This window comes from Desulfovibrionales bacterium, from assembly GCA_028715605.1.
GTDB lineage: Bacteria > Desulfobacterota > QYQD01 > QYQD01 > QYQD01 > QYQD01.
On sequence record JAQURM010000008.1, the window covers coordinates 1 to 18,418 of the forward strand.

Here is an 18,418-nt window from a genome sequence, read left to right on the forward strand (position 1 = left end):
GCCAATTCGCCAGATTGGTCAGAGGCCGTATTATTTTCTTGATGGCTGCCAGCCTGGTAACACCAAAGGTGTCATTGGCCGCAGCGAACTTGTGATACTTTTGAGGATCATCAACTACCAGGAAGATCGTCCGGACTGCATCCGCGTTAAGGAGCTGGGCCTTGGGATACTTTTTCTTAAGTTCTTCCAACCTCTTACTGGCTAAAGCCAGCATCTTGTCCCGATCCCCGAAATTCATGGCACCGGAAGGACAGCTCTTGACGCAGGCCGGCAACAGGCCGTTAGTGATCCGGTCGAAACACATGGTACATTTAGCCATAGTACCGGTCTTTTCATTCCGGCGCGGGATATCATAGGGGCAGGCTGAACGGATCTCCTTGAAATCAGCCTTGCTGACTTTTACTTTAGAGTTGAACAAGACAGCGCCGGTAGCCGCGTCCCGGGTAATAGCCTTGGACCCAAGCCCCTGGGCCATTTCCATACAGGGCGCATCAATACAATGCCGGCACTGGTCAGGGAAGAAATACCAGTAGGGTTTACCGTCCTCTTTCTTGCCGTCGGCGAAGCGTACAAGTTTCCAGGTGGCGGACGATAAGTCCTGGGGGTTTTGATAGGTACCGACCTGCTTGGTCTTCGTTCCAGGCAGATTATTCCATTGTTTGCATGCAACTTGACACCCCCTGCAGGCAGTGCATAATGAGGTATCTACTAATATTGATTTTCCGTTTGACATAGCTTTCACCTCCTAAACCTTTGTCACATTGACCATGAAGGCCTTGTATTCAGGCGTCCCTGTATTCGCGTCTCCCGCAGTGGGAGTAAGCAGATTGGCACTGTCACCACAGTCCTCCGGGAACAGCCAGCCATAGTTGTAGGTCATTCCAACCAGGTGGATGGTCTGTCCGCCGCAGCTGAAGGGGCGCAGCCGGGTCGTTACCATTGCAACACAGGGCAGAGAACCACGGGGTGACTCAACCTTCACCTTATCCCCGTTCTTGATGCCTCTGAGCTGTGCCAGTTCTTCGCTGATTTCCACATATACCTGAGGCTGCGCCTCGGTAAGCCAGGACTGCCACCTGGTATTGCCGCCGGTACACCAATGTTCCGTGCTGGAATATGTGGTCATCACAAAGGGATACCTGGGATCGCAGCCGGAAAATTTATCGCATGTGCCTGTAAATATCTTCATGACAGGGTTTTTCAGTTGAGATGACAGCGGATTTTTCTCCATCGGACCTTCAAGAGGTTCATAATGTTCGGGGAATGGTCCATCACTCAGTGCCGGGCCAAAGAGAGAGGACACGCCGTCCGGCTTCATGATGAACGGGTATTTCCCTTTTTCGAGATCTGCCATTGGAGGCCATGGGCCGTCGGGAACGTCACCCACCCATTTTCCATCCACCCAGGCCAGTAAAGGCCTCTTGGGATTGTAAGGCTTGCCATTCAGGTCCACTGAAGCGCGATTGTAGATAATGCGCCTGTTGACAGGCCATGCCCATGCCCACTGCGGATAGAGGCCGAGACCAGTTGGGTCGTCCTTTTTTCTGCGTTGCATGAGGTTTGTGCCATCCTGGGCAAATGACCCGGACATGAGCCAATTACCTGATGAGGTCTTGCCGTCTGCCTGAAGCAGGGCAAAGGAAGGTACACAATCACCCTTTTTGTACGTCTTGTCGCCGATAGTGACGTCTTCAAGAAAATAGCCGTTGGTGACCTTGGCTACCTCTACCACATCAAACCGGCCTTTCTCGTCGGTATAATCCCACTTCAGGTTCAAAATCGGATCAGGGAAGGCGCCTTTTTCCTTTTTATAAAGTTCCTTAAGCTTCGAAACGATCCGGATTATGATATCGCCGGTATAGATTGCGTCTCCCGGTGCCTTTGCCGCCTCGTATTTCCATGAGACCAGGCGTCCGCTGTTGGTCTGGCTTCCCTGCTTCTCTACGGAAGCCGCTCCTGGAAGCAGGAAGACCTCTGTATTGATCTTTTTGGGGTCCACTCCGGGCCCCTTCCAGAAAGAGGCTGTTTCGTTGTTATACATATTGACATGCACCATCCAATCCAGGTTGGAAAATGCCTGACGTACTTTATTGGCATTGGGAAGGCTGCAGGCAGGATTCTGGGCGACACAGATAAACCCTTTGATCGACTTTTCAAACATCCTGTCAATCATATTCAGGATAGTGCAGTCCTGTCCGTCATCGAGCTTGGGCACCCATAAATAGCCGAAGTCATTTTCCTTCTTTGCGTTGTCACCGTACCAGGCCTTGAGAAGACTTACCGTATATTTGGGGTAGTTCTGCCACCAGTTGGCCGAGCGGGGGTCGCTGGTTTTCGGGGTATTTTTCTTAATGTAATCGTCCAGGGTAGGCAGCGATGCCACCGGCGCTTTAAGATACCCAGGCAGGATATGAGACAATATGGCATGGTCTGTAGAGCCTTGCACGTTCGGTTCTCCGCGGAGAGCATTGACTCCCCCGCCGCAGATGCCCATGTTTCCAAGCAAAAGCTGTATCATACAAAGGGTCCTGATATTCTGTACTCCCGAAGTGTGCTGTGTTTGGCCTAAGGCATACATAACGGTTCCGGCCTTGTCGGGCACACCGGTGGATGAGTACAGTTCATAGACCGTTTGCAGGTCTTTTACAGGTGTCCCAGTAATCTTTGAGACCGTATCCAGATCATAACGGGAATAATGCTTCTTCAAAAGCTGGAAAACGCAGCGGGGATCTTTCAGTGTAGGGTCTTTTTCAGGAATACCGTTAGCGTCCTTTTTTATCGTCCAGGTCGCTTTGTCATATTTTCTCGTGCCGGAATCATACCCGGAGAAAAGACCGTCATTGAAATCGAACTTATCATTGACCAGGAACGGTGCATTCGTGTAGTTTACGACATAGTCCTTGAAATATTTTTCGTTTTCGATAATATACTTGATCATCCCGCCCAGGAAGGCAATGTCTGTACCCGAACGCAGGGGGACATAAACATCTGCTTTTGAGGAAGTCCTTGTAAAGCGCGGGTCAACATGAATGAGCTTACCTCCCCTCTCCTTGGCTCTCATAACCCATTTGAATGAGATGGGATGATTTTCTGCAGCATTGCACCCCTGAATGAGAACAACATCGCTGTGCTGAAGATCTATCCAGTGGTTGGTCATTGCGCCACGTCCGAACGACTCTCCCAGAGCCGCTACAGTAGGCGCGTGTCAGACCCGGGCCTGATGATCGATATAGACCAGTCCCATGGACCGGGCCATGGCGGTAATGAGCCAACACTCTTCATTGTCAATATTTGAACTTCCTATATGAGCGATGTTTTCAACGCGATTCACCACATGGCCCTTGTTGTTCTTAGTGATAAATCCTGCATCGCGTGTTGCTTTGATGTTTTTAGCAATCCGCGTGATTGCCCAATCCCAGGACTTCTCCTGCCACTTGTCGCTTTTGGGTGCACGATAAAGCACCTTGGTCAGACGATGCTCGTTAGCGGCCGTCGTCTGATAACTACCTGCGCCTTTGGCGCACAGCGTCCCCTCATTGATGGGATGCTCGGGGTCGCCCTCGATGTTGATAATCTTCCCTGTTGCAGCGTCCGTGCTGCAGACCAGCCCGCACCCGACTCCACAGTAGCAACAAATGGATGTAGTCTGTTTGGCACTCTTCACCTTATCGATCTTTTTCATTTCTTCGGCATAGGCTATCACCGGACTCAGGTCGATCCCGAGAGATGAAAGCGCCAACCCCCCGGCAAGGGTGCCTGATCCAACTAAAAAATCGCGCCGTGTTACTTTCATGTCTTCCTCCTTTCAAAAAAGGTTAGAGAATGACTAATAAAAATCTTTTCTTTTAGAAAAAACTCTCCTCCTTCACTTTATGTCTGCTTATAGCCTTCATGAGATCTAATGTATTTGTCTTCATGTGCATTTCCCTCCGGATATTCAGGGATAATGTAGGGCGAACTCCCCTGGCACGCGAAACAGATGCTGCCATCCTTCAAAGGATAAGCTTCCTCACATGACGGACAAATTACAATCTTGCCCTTATCGCGTTTTTTGAGAAATTCAGGCTTAATCTGAACAGGGCATACCCCGCATATTTCTACACCGGCCGTCTTGATCTGCGAGAGAAGATGTTCGTGGTTCTGTTCAGTCCTTGACTTGAGCTTCAAGAACCAGGCTTTTATCTCCGGCCATTGTTCTAATTTGCCGGGGTCAAGAAACACACGGAATCCATTACCATGGTATTTATCATAGAGGCTTAAAGCAAAACGGCCAAGGTTAATAATCTTGAGCCAGCCGTTTCCGGCCGTGCAAGGTGTGAGCAGTTGAACGGCATCAGGAAGGCAGGCCGGAGTTTCACATATAGCATCAAAAAGTACCCCTTCGGGAATTTGTATCCGGGCCAGATGCACCATGAACCCTCCGATGATGACCCCCGGTGCTGCATGGCCATGAAAAGGCTGAATACGATGAATATACTCTTCTATGTCAAAAGCAGAAGTTTTCCCTTGCATCGTTTCTAAGGATACTAACGTCTTATCCACCTCACAGAAATAATCTGTCTTAAGAATGTGTAAAAAGCACCTAGTCTATTAACATTACGGTTACATGAGATAATAAGTCAAATTCATTATTTTCATTGAAAAAATGAATTATTTTAATTTGTTACTATTTATGGACAGACAGAATCGCGTTTCACAGAGAGCCTCGAAAAGGACTCCATCCGGGAGGCCGTTTCGGGCCAACTCGACCATGAAACCGCCGATGAGCATGCCCGGGGCGATAGTCCCATGAAAGCCCCGCACCGCCTCACAATACCCCTCGAATGTTAACGTTCCGATTCGCATATATTTCTTCCTGATAAGATCGTCCACCGTTATCCGTTCACTGTTGCCCGTAAGGACATGGGGAAACTCTTTTCGGTGTACGATGAGCTGTAAGCAGTGAAAAACTACGTAGGCGGCGTCCATTCCACCGGCACGAACAAGCCCTTGCCGCGGGGAAAATCACCGGCCCGGTGGAGAACTGGCGTGCCCGGGTGGTCCTCAGTGGGGCATGGCCACTGAAGACCGTTTCCCTCGATGCGGCGGTATTTGATACCGGCCAGTATGGGGACGAGCACTGAGACCTCATTGTCCCAGATCTCCTGCGCGCTTGCCGATGCCCATTCTTGGCCCATCCGCCGGGCGATCTCACGAAATATCCACCAGTTGGGCCGTGCGAGCCCCGGCGGCTCCTTGCCCTTCCGGACCCGGTTTACCCGCCGCTCGGTGCTCGTAAAGGTCCCGTCATCCTCACACCAGGCCGCCGACGGCAGGACTACATGGGCGTAGCGGTTCATCTCGGTCGGGAAAATGTCCTGGCAGACGAGAAACTCTGCGGACGCCAGGCACTGATAGACGTGTCGATAATCGAACCGGCCTTTAGCCGGGTTTTCTCCGAAGCAGTAGAACGCCTTGACCGCCCCATCCGCCAAGGCGTCCAGCATGTCGGAAAACCTTAGCCCGGGTTTCGCGGGAAGCCCGCGTATACCCCAAAATCGCGAAAACTTTTCCCGGGCCGCAGGATCGGTCACCTTCTGGTAGCCGGGGAGTACATCAGGCAAGGCCCCCATGTCGCAGGCGCCCTGCGCGTTGTTCCGGACCCGCAAAGGATTGACACCGCCACACTCCACCCCGATGTTCCCGAGCAGCATCTGAAGACTGGCGATGGATACCTCCTTATTGCGTGCCGCAGTGCCCCCGGCAAGGCTCGGGGCATAACACACCATGGCCGGTCTCACTGCCGCCAAACGGCACGCGATCTGCCGGATCAAATTCCGGCTCACGCCGCAGATCCTGGCAGTCCGTTCGGGCGAGTAAGCCTTGACTAGCGCTTTGAGTTCCTCGAACCCTTCGCAGTGACGCTCGACGAACTCTTTATCATAGATATTCTCCCTTAGGATAACGTGCATAAGACCATTTAAAAATGCCACTTCGGTGCCCGGACGGATCGGGGCAATCAAGGCGGCATGGTCGCAGAGAAGGTGTTTAACATGGTCGATCACGATGAGTTCGGCACCAAGCCGCACTGCATTCCTCACAAAAGTGGCCGCTATCGGGTGGGTCTCGGTCATGTCGATACCGATGCAAACCAGCATTCGTGCGTTCGCGAACTCCCCGAGGGAATTTGTCATCGCCCCGGGGTTACCGAAAGCCAGGGACAGGCCGTTGGCGGCGTCGGTACGGCCGGTATGCCCGCAAAGGTCGATGTTATTCGTCCCGAATACCGCCCGGAAGAGCTTCTGCAAGTTGTAAGAGTCTTCATTGAGAGCCCGGGCCCAGCTCAAGCCGGCTACGGAGTCGGGACCGTGCAGGCGAATAATATCCCGAAAGCGCGCGGCCACAAGGTCCAGGACTTCGTCCCAGGATGCCGGCCGGAACTGCTCGTTTTCCTTGATCAGCGGCGTGGTAAGCCGTTCCATACCATAGACGAAGTCATAGGCAAAACGGCCCTTGACACACAACCGGCCTATATTGGGGGCAGCGTCGGTCACAGCCGTGACTTTAGTGATTTGCCCATCCTTCACATGGACCCACTGCTGGCAGCCTACGCCGCAGTACGGGCAGGTGGTTCTTACCTTTTGGGTTTCCCAGGCCCGACCGAGCCCCCTCGCCTTTTTTTCGGTCAGGGCGCCCACCGGGCAGGCCTCGACGCACTGCCCGCAGGATACACACTTAGCCGGGTCGGGGAGCGGGAACCAGCCGTGCGGCCCGGCCCGGTCTTCCCGACGGCCGAACGGGTAAGCGATGGCGCCGTTAACCTGAATCTCCCCGCAGGCGGCCACACACCGGCCGCACAGGACACACTTGCTATAGTCCCGGATAATGAAAGCCTCCTCCGGGGCCGACGGGGAGGCATCAGCCGGCTGCCGGACCGTAGTAGGTTCCACTCCGTACTGGTAGGCCAAATCCTGGAGGCGGCAGTCGCCGCTAGCCTCACAGGCAAGACAGCTATGCCGCCCCGCAGCCAGGAGCAGTTCCAGGGTCTGACGGCGGGAGCGAACCACCCGCTCCGTTTCGGTCCACACCTCCATGTCTTCACGCGCGAGTGTGCTACAAGCCGGCAGAAGCCGGTCAACCCCCTTCACCTCCACCACGCAGATCCGGCACACATTGGAGTGGTCCGCCTCTTTCCAGTGGCACAAGGTCGGGATTAAGATACCGGCGGTCTGAGCGACCTCCAGTATTGTCTCCCCCGGGGAAAAGGAAATCTTACGATTATTTAGCAGCATCTGGGAATGCATGGGTTCTCCATTCACTTGGGGAGCTTAGGCGAAAACCGCAAGGGCGATTCGGTAGCAGCGCAGACAGCGGCTTGCTTCTTTCCTCGCTTGTGTGGGAGTAAGTTCACCCTTGAGCTTTGAGAGGCGTTGCCCCCGTTTGGCCGGCCCGGCCGCGGAGGAATTGGACAGTGCCTCTATGGGAGCATCCCCTTTAGCGGTCTCCTGGTTCAGGGCAGAGATGAAGAGGTCGAGCCGATCTTGTTCGTCAGGACTACAGTCTCCCGTTTCCAGGTATTGAATGATGGATTTAGCGGCCCGGCGGCCGGCTGCCAGGGCAGCTACTATCATACTCTGCCCGGTCACGCAGTCACCGCCGCAGAAAATATAGGGTACTGCGGACTGTAGTGTGACCGGATCCACCACCAAGGTGTTGTTGGAGGCCACCTTGATTCCCGCCTGAGCGAACCGTTCGATCTTGCATTTTCCGGTTGAGAATTTAGGGGCTCCAACACTGATAAAAACTGCGAGGTAACCTTCGTTAAGGAGTTCTTGTATGGTGATGTCTTCACCTACTGTCACGCCGTAGCGGATATCAGATCCGAGCTTTTCAACCAAGTCCGCTTCGCGCTGCAGGATGTCCCGCGGAAGACGGGAAGCGGGAATCCTCTCGGCAGCCGTACCGCCGGGCTGAAATGCAGCTTCAAAAATCGTGCTTCGATAGCCGTTGACTCCCAGGTAGTAGGCACAGGAAAGGCCTGCCGGTCCGGCGCCCACGATGGCTACCTTTTCCTCCTGTACAGGCCGGAAATGGTGAGCGGCGCTGTTCCCGGGTGTGATTTCACGGTCGGCCACATAGCGGTGGAAGGTGAGAACCGGAGGGCTGTGCGTCTGTACATATCTCGCTGCTGCCTCACGGTCCGCCGCGTAACGCTTGAGGTTCTTGATGGCGACAGATTCATCTATAACGCCTCGCCGGCATTTCCGCTCGCAGTTTCGGAAGCAAATCCGGCCTATTGTACCCGGCATGAAGCAGGTATTCCGAACGAGATCGAGGGCCTCATCCCAACGATCCACCCGGATTTTTTCCACATACCCCGGGATATCTACGTGGGCGGGGCAGGCGGTTATGCAGGGGGCGGTTACCGACCAGACGTAGCTCCCTCGGGGGAGAGGCTTCGCGTTGCGCACCGCGGCAAGAAATTCATTACGGAAGTACTCCAGTGCGTCCAGAAGCGGGCGGGGCGCGGTCTGGCCGATATCGCAGCGGGCAGATTCCCGGACATAGCGAGCCAGGATCTCCAGTCTGTCGAGGTCATGCTCGGCCCCTCGACCCGCGCAGATTCTCTCCAGGATATCAGCCACCTCCGCAGTGCCAAGCCGGCAGGGAAAACACTGGCCGCAGGATTCTGCTCTGGCCCGGGCCGCATATTCCCGGGCCATGTCCACGACGTCCACCGAGTCGTCACAAATGATCAGCCCATCCCAACCCATGAATGCCCGCAGCCCCAGATCAGGGGGAAAGGACGGCGGCGAGCTTGCACCCTTGGGATCGCTTACGCCCCACGTCGAAAAAACTGCGGTCATCTGTTCTTCACTCCTTGTTCGGTTGCGGGTTACGAGTTAAGAACCGGACAGACGTTCATTAACTCTAGGCACGTTAGCTCACTTTAGGCACTCTCCTGACGCCAGTTTCTCCACCTTCACCGCGCACACCTTATACTCCGGACATTTGGCAACCGAATCAAAGGTGTTATTAGTCAGCAGATTGGTGAGCACATCGCGATAGTGGAAAGACATCCAGACCGTGCCTATGGGCGACCGGTCGGTCACCCTGGCCTTCACCTTGACCTCGCCCCGGCGGGAAGCGACCCTGACGGTTTCCCCGTCCAGGACGTTCAGGCGGAAGGCGTCGTGCGGATTGATCTCAACCTGCTCATGGTTCCATACCTTGAAAATCCCGGTGCGCCGGGTCATTGAGCCATTGTTGTAGTGTTCGCGGCGACGGCCGGTGCACAGGATAAAACCATAATCCGCATCCGGCCATTCACTCGGTTCTTTGAAGTCGATCGGCGTAAAGATCGCCAGACCGTCGACATGGGAGAACTTCTCGGTATACATGGTCGAGGTGCCCTTAGATCCCGGCGGGCAGGGCCACTGTATGCCCTTTTCCCGCAGACCCTCATACGTGCAGCCGCCCATGAAGTGCTCCGCTGCTTGCGTCATCTCCTCGAAAATCTCCGAGGCATGGCCGTACCTGGGGCCGTTATAGCCCATGCGCTCCATAACTTCGCAGAGAATCTGCCAGTTTTCCTTGCCGGAAAGAGGAGGAACGGCCTGGTTTACGAGCTGGATGCGCCGTTCGCCGTTGACGTAAGTTCCATTCTGCTCGGCAAAGCTGGAAGCAGGCAGGATGACATGCGCGAATCGGGTGGTCTCGGTGTGAAACATCTCCTGAACCACCAGAAAATCAAGCGCCTCCAGGTTCTTACGGATGTGCGTGATATGCGGATCGGTATGCGCCGGGTCTTCGCCCAGGATGTAGAAGCCGCGGATCTCTTTGGAAACCATTTTCTCCAGCATCTCCGTGGATTTCAGCCCCGGCCTGTCCGGCAACTTTGCTCCCCAGGCGGCCTCGAACTTGGCCCGCGCCTTTGGGTCGTCCACCTTCTGGTAGCCGATGTAGATGTTCGGCAGGGCACCCATATCGCAGGCCCCCTGTACGTTGTTCTGGCCGCGCAGCACGTTTATCCCGGTGGACACGCGTCCCACGCTGTCTGTCAGAAGGGCCAGATGCGCCAGACTCATAACCCCTTCGGTGCCGAAGGCGTGTTCCGTGATGCCCAGACTGTAGTAAATCATCAGGTTCCTGGCCCGGCCTATCATCCCGGCCGCCTCGACTATCGCCCCGGCGGGGACGCCGGTGATCCTGGCCGTGTATTCCGGGGTGAACTTTCTGAGGTTCTCGGCAAAAGCTTCAAAACCTCTGGTACGTTTCTCGATGAATTCTTTATTGTGCAATCCGTCTCTTACGATTACGTGCATTAAGCCGCTGAAGAGGGCCACGTTGGTGCCTGGACGCAGGCCGAGCCAGTGGTCGGCATGTTTTACCAGCTCGATCTTTCGTGGATCCGCCAGAACCAGCCGGGCTCCATTTTTTACGGCCCGCTTGATGTTCATGCCGATAATGGGATGGGCCTCGGTAGTGTTGGAGCCGGTAACAAAGAGCACATCGGCCCCGTCGACCTGATCGAAGGAGTTGGTGGCCGCTCCGGTGCCGAAAACCGCCGACAATCCTGCCACGGTTGGGGCGTGGCAGACCCTGGCGCAGTTATCCACGTTGTTCGTGCCGAAAACGGCCCGCGCGAGCTTCGTAAGCAGGTAGTTATCCTCGTTGACCGAGCGGGAGCAGGCAAATACCCCCAGACTGTCCGGGCCGTGCTTCTCCTTGATTTCCATAAACCTGCGGGCGATCAGATCATAGGCCTCGTCCCAGGTAGCGGGCACGAATTGGCCGTTTTTCTTGATCAAAGGAGTCGTGATGCGGTCGGGATTGTGGACGAACTCATAGCCGAACCGCCCCTTGACACAGGTGCGCCCCTGATTCACCGGCCCTTCCTTGCACCCGGCTGCCTTGACCACCCGATTTGTCTTTGGGTCCACGAACAGATCGATGTTGCATCCGGTGCCGCAGTAGGGGCAGGTCGTTCGAACTTTCTTGAGCTCCCAGTGCCGTCCGACACGCTTTTCGCGTTTGCCGACCAGCGCCCCGGTGGGGCAGACAGCAATACACTGGCCGCAAAGCTCGCACTCCGCCAGAGTATTGTCTTTGTCGTGCGGAATGTCGGCCACCGCCGTGAACCCCCTGGTCGGAGAAAATCCGATGGCTCCTCTAATCACTATCTCGTTACAAGTCCGCACACAACGGTTGCACATGATGCATTTGTTGCGGTCCCATTCAATCAGCGGATTGTTGTCCTCGATGGAATAGTTGTACTTAGCACGGTCCCAATCGGCCACGACCTCGTCTTTGGTCAGATATTTGTAGGCCAGGGCCTCCAGTTCGCAGTCGCCATTCTTGTCGCAGGTCATGCAACTGTTCGGATGATTGGCCAGGAGAATTTTGATACTGTTTCGCCTTGCGGCCAGGATGTCTTCGTCATCCGTAATGATGCTCATGCCGTCGTACACCCTGGTATTGCACGCTGGGATCAGGCCTGAGGCAGAATCCACCTTTACGAGGCAAACCCTGCAGGCCCCGTATGGCTTCAAACCGGAATAATGGCAGAGGGTGGGGATGTAGTGCCCTGCCTTTTGGGCCGCCTCAAGCACGGTCTGATTCTCTAGAGCAGGGACCTTGATTCCGTTGATTGTGATTTGTATCGCGGCCACCTTGTCTCCCCTTGCGGAAAAACTGCTTTGGTATGAGTTCGAAAAGGATAGGCGACCGGCTGCCGTCACCGCAGGATTGCGGCAGACGGCTCCACCCATCCCTGGGTCATGGCACAATGCACAAGCAAAAATCGTGTTTGTGTTTGAAAAGGTTGTTTTTAAGGGTAATTGACGAAATCATATCGGTCCTCCTCCCGCAGTAAAGTCCAGACGGACGGCTTTACGATTGGAGACTGCCCGATGGTTATAACCCACCTTGATCCCGTCAGCAGCGAAGTCGTTCTGGCGCGGTTCGAAATGAATCCGTTCCTGAAAGAGTCTTTTCATCGGCCAGTTTCCAGCTTCTCCGCCCGGTCTGCGCCTTGTATTTCCCGGCGGTGTGGTTGCTGGAAGCTGATTGTTGCAGCGGAGTATGCCAAAAAAGACATAATGTGTCAAGCGTAAATTCCTTGGCGCAGCTATCGTTCTGCTTTCTACTCTCCCTTGATCTTACCCTGAATTTGTAATCTCTTGAGCAGCTCGGAAATCACTCTTATAATGGCTGGGCAGGTAGTCCATTTTGAAAATCTCAATATGGCCGGAAGGGAGCACACCAATATGGCGCTGGCTGCTCCCGGCACTGTCAATTGCCCTGGCCGTTAACACAAACCGGTCAAACGCGGAGCATGACCTTGAAATACGTGGAAATTTAGTAAGTTAGCTCAGGAATAACGACCTGTTTTTATCTCTGAAGCTGCCAATGAGCTGTTAACCTACTGGCCAGATCGTTTACATCTGCTCCCTTTTCTCCCGGTCTTCTTCACGGTGCGCGAGAGAAGTACCTCCGGCAACAGCCTCGGGCTTGCCTCCTCAAGAAAAGACTGCGTTTCCCGGCGTAAGGCCTTGTATGCCTGAAGGAGTTTCCTGGCCTCCTCTGTAAGCGACATAACTTTGCGGCTCAGGTCTTGCTCTACCAGCTTAAAGCCCAACCGCTCTTCAGATGCCCTCAGCCGGCCCCAAGCGGCCCGGTATGACATATTGAGTTTTTTTGCCGCTCCAATCAGAGTGCGGAATTCTTCGATGGCCTCCAGCAACTCCTCGCGGCCCTTGCCGAAGAGCACTTCACCGTCCTCTTCCAGCCATATTTTGAAATTTATGTTCATTCTGTGTGCCCCCCGGCATACGTTCCCGATACAGGTTTTGTACTCTGCACAATTATCTGATGAGCCAATTCCATGTCAAGTGAAATACCCCGCGGCAAGCGAAGGGGGTTCTGCAAAGGGTTTCGCTAAGAAGTCTCCGGCTAAGAGCAAGGCGTCAGCTACAGCAAAGAATCGGATTTATTGTTCTGTATCTCCTTAAATCAATCTCTCATATTATTTCGTAAAAAACTACCATCAGTTAACTAACCGGTATGCCCGGAAAATAATAAGGACGTGGGTCTGCTACTTAATCAACATTCTCGGGGTTGCCAATTTTAAGAAGTCTGTGTTTGCCTGTGCCTTCAGTGATCTTGACACCATCGTTGTAGAACTCAAGATCGAGGATTTTGTCTAATTTAATATTGAAAGACTTTTTGTCGCCCCTGAAAATAGCTCGTTTACTCGTTAAGACAAACTGACCAAGGCTAACCGTTACTATAGCAGTATCAGAAACGATGTGCCCACGATGGGCGCCGATGCGGTAACTTAAACCCTTAGCGATACGAATACTTACACCATGCGAACCATCTTCATAGCGACGCCGAACCACACGCTCTTCTAAAAGTAGGCGTGAACCGCCGAAGGGCCGAACATGAAGCAGGGAAGGAGTAGCAATGAGCTTTCATGACACGATGAATCCGACCGGAGGAGTGGACATGGGGCGCGTTATTGAAGTACCCGACCCGGATCAACACCAGACACTTGTAGGTGAACATCTACTGTCCGGCTACGGCCCGATAGGCTTCATGAACCGCCTAGTGCGGACCCGCATGCTAGGTGGTGTGGGGGCTGGGGGCTAAACACCCCCGGCTACCCGATTGGCCATCCGCTTTGAATCCTTTGTGGAAAGCGACGGTACCCTGCGGAGTGTGCCCGTCGAAAGACAGAGCGAAGAAGACCTCCTGTGGCACTCCCTCATGCACAAGTCCAAGCATGTTCCTGAACCCGAATTTCCTGTAGTAATCCGGATGCCCCACGAGACAGCATCCTCGGGCATTCATATCTTTCAGACGTGACAATCCTTCTTTTATCAGTGCCTTGCCGATGCCCTTTCGCTGGTGCTCCGGCAAAACGGAAACAGGTCCAAGTCCATACCAGTTCGGTGTGCCGTCGGAAATGGTCACGGGAGAGAAGGCAATATGCCCTATCACGCGGCCATCCATTTCTGCGACCAGCGATACCGTAAGAGCTTTGGCGGCACGTAGTGCCTCGATGATGAACTGCTCCGTGTGGTTGCTGATCTCCAAGGTTTTGAACGCTGCGACAGTCACCTGAGTTATCGCACAAACATCGTCATGCTTCTCGTTCCTGATAACGATCTTTGGATTCATGGTCTCATCTTCCTCTTTCTTGCATGCCCTTGTTAGCCCTCGCCGTACAGCCAAACAGCTATGCATTTCGAAAGCCGCCCTCCGGGATGCAGGCAGATACGAATAATCGCCCGAACTCGGTGAGGCGCATGGTGCTGTGCCTACGAACCCCGGTTTGAATCCCTTCGGGACTGATAATAGGGTCTTGCTTGTGAACCGGCCATTCGACGAGGCTCAAGGAACTCAGATGTGAATAGTAGAGTCCGACTTGGCCAGATTGCCAAAGGTCGGCGGTTGGGATGCTACTCTCCTCGACGATGAGGTTTTCGAATCGGTTCCCCTTGCGGTTCAGGTCTAGAGTGTCGATGACTGTGAACTCGCCCGCCCGAAGCCGATACAGAATCACAGCTTCATCTCGAGACAACTGTGAGATCAGGTGCGCGAAGGATGGGCGGACTTTCGCGATTGCCTCCGAGTCGACTGAGCAAGTCAACAATTCCTCGAACATTTGCCAAAGAGGATTGTCCTCATCCAGGTACTGCATCTGCTGGATCGCAGGCCCAACGATCTCAGCAGGGGCTTGTCTGTGCCTTTCCTCTGGTACTTTTGTACGGATCCTTTCGATGACCCGTTCGAACCGGTCTTGGAACGCGGCGGCGAGTTGGAACGGAGCAAGAAGAAGGCGAGCAGTCTTTACGAGATCAACTGCAACCTTGCTCACCTCCTTCGCGGGCTGAGACGCAAGATCGTCGTACGCCTTCTCGACCACCTTGGCTGGAAGGAGCTTCTCGATCCCGTCTGGCAATCCGGGCATTTGCGGCCTCGTTTGTGAGAGGGCTAGCGGAAAGCTCAGTGGGAGCCGGCTTTTTCGGCGATCCACTGCAGCGCCTTGTTCGCCGCTGTTCCTCTTCCGTTGAACTTCATTGGTCTTTGCCTTTCAATAGCTTCCTAAGCTGGCGCTCACTCTGAAATACAATAGACCTTATTTCTTTCTTCTCTTGCTGTTTAAGTTGGATGTAGTTTCCAGCCTCCAGCGCGAGAAACCGGATGACGTGCATGACATCTATGACGATCTGCGGCATACCACTAGTTTCGATCATCCAGGCGCATGGCCCCTAATGCTCGAAGTTATTCCGCAACCCCTTGTGGAGCGCTGTCACAGAGGTCTTCTGCGACTCAGACATAACGAGGGGCTTGCTTTGAACAGTCATGAGCATCCATTGAGGGTCTTGACACCTTTCAAGGGCCACAGGAAAACTGATGATCTCATGGGTCTTCTCGTACAAATCTATCACGGCATCTTGATACCAGGCATCGTTAGATAGAGCAAGCAATAGATTGGCGGTTTGTAGCGACATTGTCCCTTTAAACTTAAGCTGCTTTTTTGATGGAGTGTCCACAGTCTGGAAATCGGGTGGAAAGGATTTACTATCTAATTCCGCCGGGATTGCCGCTATGTTAACCGAGAAGTCTTTATTGGCTTTCATGACTCTGTGAGGGTTCGTGCCTTTTAGGGCACAAATGGCAAAACCATAGAGTGCGGCATCCAAAGAAATAGTGATCCACTTCCACGCAATGCTGTCTGAAGCCACTTGCCCTATGTACTCTCGGGATTTCCTTAGGTAGTCCAGAGCGTTTTGCTCTTCAGAAAGAACCAGCAGATTAGTATGTGCTAAGGTGTTATCCATTCATCATTTCCTATGGCGAACATTATATTTTAGCTAGCGACTGTCTTTTTTCATAGTCATAGAGAAAAAAGATAGTGAATTGTTCCCGTCCTATCCACCCGATTATTTACTCAAAGCATTTTTTGAAGCTCTTCTCTGGAAATTTCACAGTCCCTCAGTATTTGAGCAAGCAAACCGCGACCTATAGTCTCTCCGCGGTGGACCGGGACTACCGTACAGCGACCGTCAGAATGCTGCAAGAAATGATGGCTACCTTTAATTCGAATTACCTCAAACCCAATTTTGTGTAATGCACGAATAAGCTTGCTGCCGGTAATTGTTGGCAATGTGGTCATGAGTTTACCGCCACTTTCTGAACCCCAATAAATTCACTGGTTATCGGTTTTTCCACTTCAAGGCAGAGCTCGATAGCCTCTTTAATTCTTTTCATCAATGTATCAAGGGATTTCGCTTGAGTATGACATCCACGAAGGGCCGGAACTGAAGCGACGAAATATCCATCCTCATCCCTTTCAATTATCACACTGAATTCCTTCATTTTTTATACCCTCCATTTATAGCGAATTTCTTTAATCAAGTTTGTCTTTCAAGGAACGAACATTACATATTATATCGACTCGACCTTTTTCGTCGAACCCTGTATTAGGGGAAATCGTATAAGAATTTGTTTAATAACACAATAAGAAAATCTATTTAAATATTCAAGGCTTATCTACTGCCAACGCTCCTTGGTAACCTAAACAAAAAAGCGTTCCACCTGTGTTGGTTCCATCCCCAAGCCCCTTTTGAGAGCAAGGTCAAGGTAAAACACCCTCTCATATCCCAGCCCCGTAGGGTGGGCTTTGCCCACCGTCTTTGTCGTCCTTCATTCTCTGCCGACATCAATCGGAATCTCCACCGGTGTCGCACCCCAATCCGGCGAATAGATTTCTTTCTCAACATAACGATGAAATGTCGAATACGGCCAGTCCTTCGGTGCATCTACAATCCGATGCTTTACCGGATTGTAATGGATATAATCACAATGAGCCGAAAAATCCTGATCGTCTCGAATCATGTGTTCCCAAAAACGCCTTTGCCACACCATACCTTCTCTATGCTTCTTTCGAGACGGGGTTGGATTCGGGGTGTCCAGCCAACATCGGATCCTCTTGGTAAATTCAGTCTTTATCAACGCCCAACGCAATGAATAATCGATGTCTCCATCCGGTAAACGCCAAATGCAGTGCATATGCTCCGGCAGCAAAACCCAGGCTTCAATGATGAAAGGATGCGAATTGCGCACCCTTGCGGTGATGTCACGTAACAGTGCTCTCGATTCCTCCAGACAAAGAATCGGCTGTCGTTGGTGCGTAACCACCGTGAAAAAATATGTATTCCCCTCCCGTACCCTTCGATAATTCGGCATTTAATATGACCCGTATCCACAAGATTGTCAGGGGTTCTTGGTGGGCAAAGCCCACCCTACAGGGCTACCGATGATGCCTTTCCGGCAGGCAATAGTAACAACCATCGTACCCGTCATCAAAAGCATCCTGGATATTGTTATAATAGACCTTGTTCTCATCGTGCATCTTTGAGACCCACCTGCAGTCTTTTAGGTGAACTTCCCGGCTGCTTCTATTCCTGTTGGCGACAAAATACGCCGGTTTCATGGAATAGTGCTTGAAATACAGATCGTCATCCGTTACGTCATTATCAATCATAATCACATGCAACCGCCCGGAAATCTTCGGGGCCCGGCCATCGTCCAAATCCCAGAGAGTGATCCCTTCCGGCTCCTCGTGGTTCGGCCATCCGGGGTGGAACTCATAGTTGAACCGGCCATACCCATTAGTGGACTTGGCTATGCGTCTTCCGGTCTCCGCATCAAACACGTGGACACCGCTCCTCTGGCGACTGCAATCCTTATAATACCCGTTTACGATATAGAGATTGCCGTCTTCGGAGAATACCCCGCCCTGCATGTGTTTTAGTTCAAGTCCGGCCCCATTGGGTTTATAGACCTGATAACGGTCTTTAAAGGACATGCTCACCTGCCCCCGAAGCCGAATCTTATCAAAGTCCACTTCATACCTGAACATGGGATTATCATGGGAAACCGTACTGTTGGAGGTGTAAAGCAGGCCGTCTTTCGGATTTATGGCGCACCAACCGGCTCCGCTCTGGCCGTTCAAGACAAAGCAACCGATATAGGAGAGATTCCCGGCCTGGAAGACCCCTATTACCGGTGTCTTGTTTTCTCCGGTAATCGGAATATAGAGAAAATCCTCATGATAATCCAGGTCACCAAAATGGTTATAACCCTTGAGTTCAGACGGCATTCTTGCCATGAGAATGCCTTTTTCCGGGTTAGCCTTGGTTACCTTTTTGTTCAGATCATGTGAGACCGGAAAGCGCCATAGTTTGGTTTCCTGGGTAAAAAACCAGTTGTGGCCGTCATTCGTAACCCCCTGCAGATTATCGCTCCACCCGGTCTCCCGATCTTTGGGATAATTCCCCATGTAATTGTATTCATAGTATCCTGGCATCGTTTGGCCTCCTGCATGTCCGGTCTTTTTGCTTGAGTATCACCGGCCCAATAGCCT

18 protein-coding genes are annotated in these 18,418 nt (G+C 52.8%); all 18 read right to left on the minus strand.

Annotated elements, in window-relative coordinates:
• A partial coding sequence (locus PHT49_08750) for a formate dehydrogenase (protein MDD5451966.1) occupies positions 1 to 733 on the minus strand: 733 nt, incomplete at its 3' end.
• 12 nt (positions 734 to 745) lie between these two features.
• Positions 746 to 3,793: a formate dehydrogenase-N subunit alpha gene (gene fdnG / locus PHT49_08755; GenBank protein ID MDD5451967.1), complete on the minus strand. Its 3,048-nt coding sequence runs from the start codon at positions 3,791 to 3,793 to the stop codon at positions 746 to 748.
• Between the two features lie 77 nt (positions 3,794 to 3,870).
• Positions 3,871 to 4,512 carry a formylmethanofuran dehydrogenase subunit E family protein gene (locus PHT49_08760; GenBank protein MDD5451968.1) on the minus strand — a complete coding sequence of 214 codons (642 nt, stop codon included), beginning with the start codon at positions 4,510 to 4,512 and terminating at the stop codon, positions 3,871 to 3,873.
• Between the two features lie 138 nt (positions 4,513 to 4,650).
• A complete protein-coding gene (locus PHT49_08765) occupies positions 4,651 to 4,968 on the minus strand; it encodes a hypothetical protein (GenBank protein MDD5451969.1) in 318 nt (105 codons plus the stop codon).
• On the minus strand, positions 4,950 to 7,283 hold the full coding sequence (locus PHT49_08770; protein MDD5451970.1) for a molybdopterin-dependent oxidoreductase: 2,334 nt from the start codon (positions 7,281 to 7,283) through the stop codon (positions 4,950 to 4,952). Before PHT49_08770 ends, PHT49_08765 begins: the two co-directional genes overlap by 19 nt.
• Before the next feature lie 24 nt (positions 7,284 to 7,307).
• Positions 7,308 to 8,846 carry an NADH-ubiquinone oxidoreductase-F iron-sulfur binding region domain-containing protein gene (locus PHT49_08775; protein ID MDD5451971.1) on the minus strand — a complete coding sequence of 513 codons (1,539 nt, stop codon included), beginning with the start codon at positions 8,844 to 8,846 and terminating at the stop codon, positions 7,308 to 7,310.
• A gap of 78 nt (positions 8,847 to 8,924) precedes the next feature.
• Positions 8,925 to 11,651, minus strand: a complete 2,727-nt coding sequence (gene fdhF / locus PHT49_08780; protein MDD5451972.1) for a formate dehydrogenase subunit alpha — start codon at positions 11,649 to 11,651, stop codon at positions 8,925 to 8,927.
• Between the two features lie 177 nt (positions 11,652 to 11,828).
• On the minus strand, positions 11,829 to 11,978 hold the full coding sequence (locus PHT49_08785; protein ID MDD5451973.1) for a hypothetical protein: 150 nt from the start codon (positions 11,976 to 11,978) through the stop codon (positions 11,829 to 11,831).
• Between the two features lie 425 nt (positions 11,979 to 12,403).
• The gene (locus PHT49_08790) at positions 12,404 to 12,793 is read right to left on the minus strand and encodes a LysR family transcriptional regulator (GenBank protein MDD5451974.1); all 390 of its coding nucleotides are present in this window, start codon (positions 12,791 to 12,793) and stop codon (positions 12,404 to 12,406) included.
• A 286-nt stretch (positions 12,794 to 13,079) separates the two neighbouring features.
• Positions 13,080 to 13,382 (minus strand): hypothetical protein, encoded by a 303-nt coding sequence (locus PHT49_08795; protein MDD5451975.1) that lies wholly within the window; start codon positions 13,380 to 13,382, stop codon positions 13,080 to 13,082.
• A gap of 223 nt (positions 13,383 to 13,605) precedes the next feature.
• The gene (locus PHT49_08800; GenBank protein MDD5451976.1) at positions 13,606 to 14,217 is read right to left on the minus strand and encodes an N-acetyltransferase; all 612 of its coding nucleotides are present in this window, start codon (positions 14,215 to 14,217) and stop codon (positions 13,606 to 13,608) included.
• Positions 14,218 to 14,221: 4 nt separating this feature from the next.
• Positions 14,222 to 14,956, minus strand: a complete 735-nt coding sequence (locus PHT49_08805; GenBank protein ID MDD5451977.1) for an Abi-alpha family protein — start codon at positions 14,954 to 14,956, stop codon at positions 14,222 to 14,224.
• A gap of 106 nt (positions 14,957 to 15,062) precedes the next feature.
• On the minus strand, positions 15,063 to 15,242 hold the full coding sequence (locus PHT49_08810) for a hypothetical protein (protein MDD5451978.1): 180 nt from the start codon (positions 15,240 to 15,242) through the stop codon (positions 15,063 to 15,065).
• 15 nt (positions 15,243 to 15,257) lie between these two features.
• Positions 15,258 to 15,830, minus strand: a complete 573-nt coding sequence (locus PHT49_08815) for a hypothetical protein (GenBank protein MDD5451979.1) — start codon at positions 15,828 to 15,830, stop codon at positions 15,258 to 15,260.
• A gap of 110 nt (positions 15,831 to 15,940) precedes the next feature.
• On the minus strand, positions 15,941 to 16,165 hold the full coding sequence (locus tag PHT49_08820) for a type II toxin-antitoxin system HicA family toxin (protein MDD5451980.1): 225 nt from the start codon (positions 16,163 to 16,165) through the stop codon (positions 15,941 to 15,943).
• The gene (locus PHT49_08825) at positions 16,162 to 16,368 is read right to left on the minus strand and encodes a type II toxin-antitoxin system HicB family antitoxin (protein MDD5451981.1); all 207 of its coding nucleotides are present in this window, start codon (positions 16,366 to 16,368) and stop codon (positions 16,162 to 16,164) included. Before PHT49_08825 ends, PHT49_08820 begins: the two co-directional genes overlap by 4 nt.
• Positions 16,369 to 16,695: 327 nt before the next feature.
• Complete coding sequence (locus PHT49_08830; GenBank protein MDD5451982.1) at positions 16,696 to 17,238, minus strand: transposase; 543 nt, start codon at positions 17,236 to 17,238, stop codon at positions 16,696 to 16,698.
• 64 nt (positions 17,239 to 17,302) lie between these two features.
• Positions 17,303 to 18,361: a hypothetical protein gene (locus PHT49_08835; GenBank protein ID MDD5451983.1), complete on the minus strand. Its 1,059-nt coding sequence runs from the start codon at positions 18,359 to 18,361 to the stop codon at positions 17,303 to 17,305.
• Positions 18,362 to 18,418: the final 57 nt, after the last annotated feature.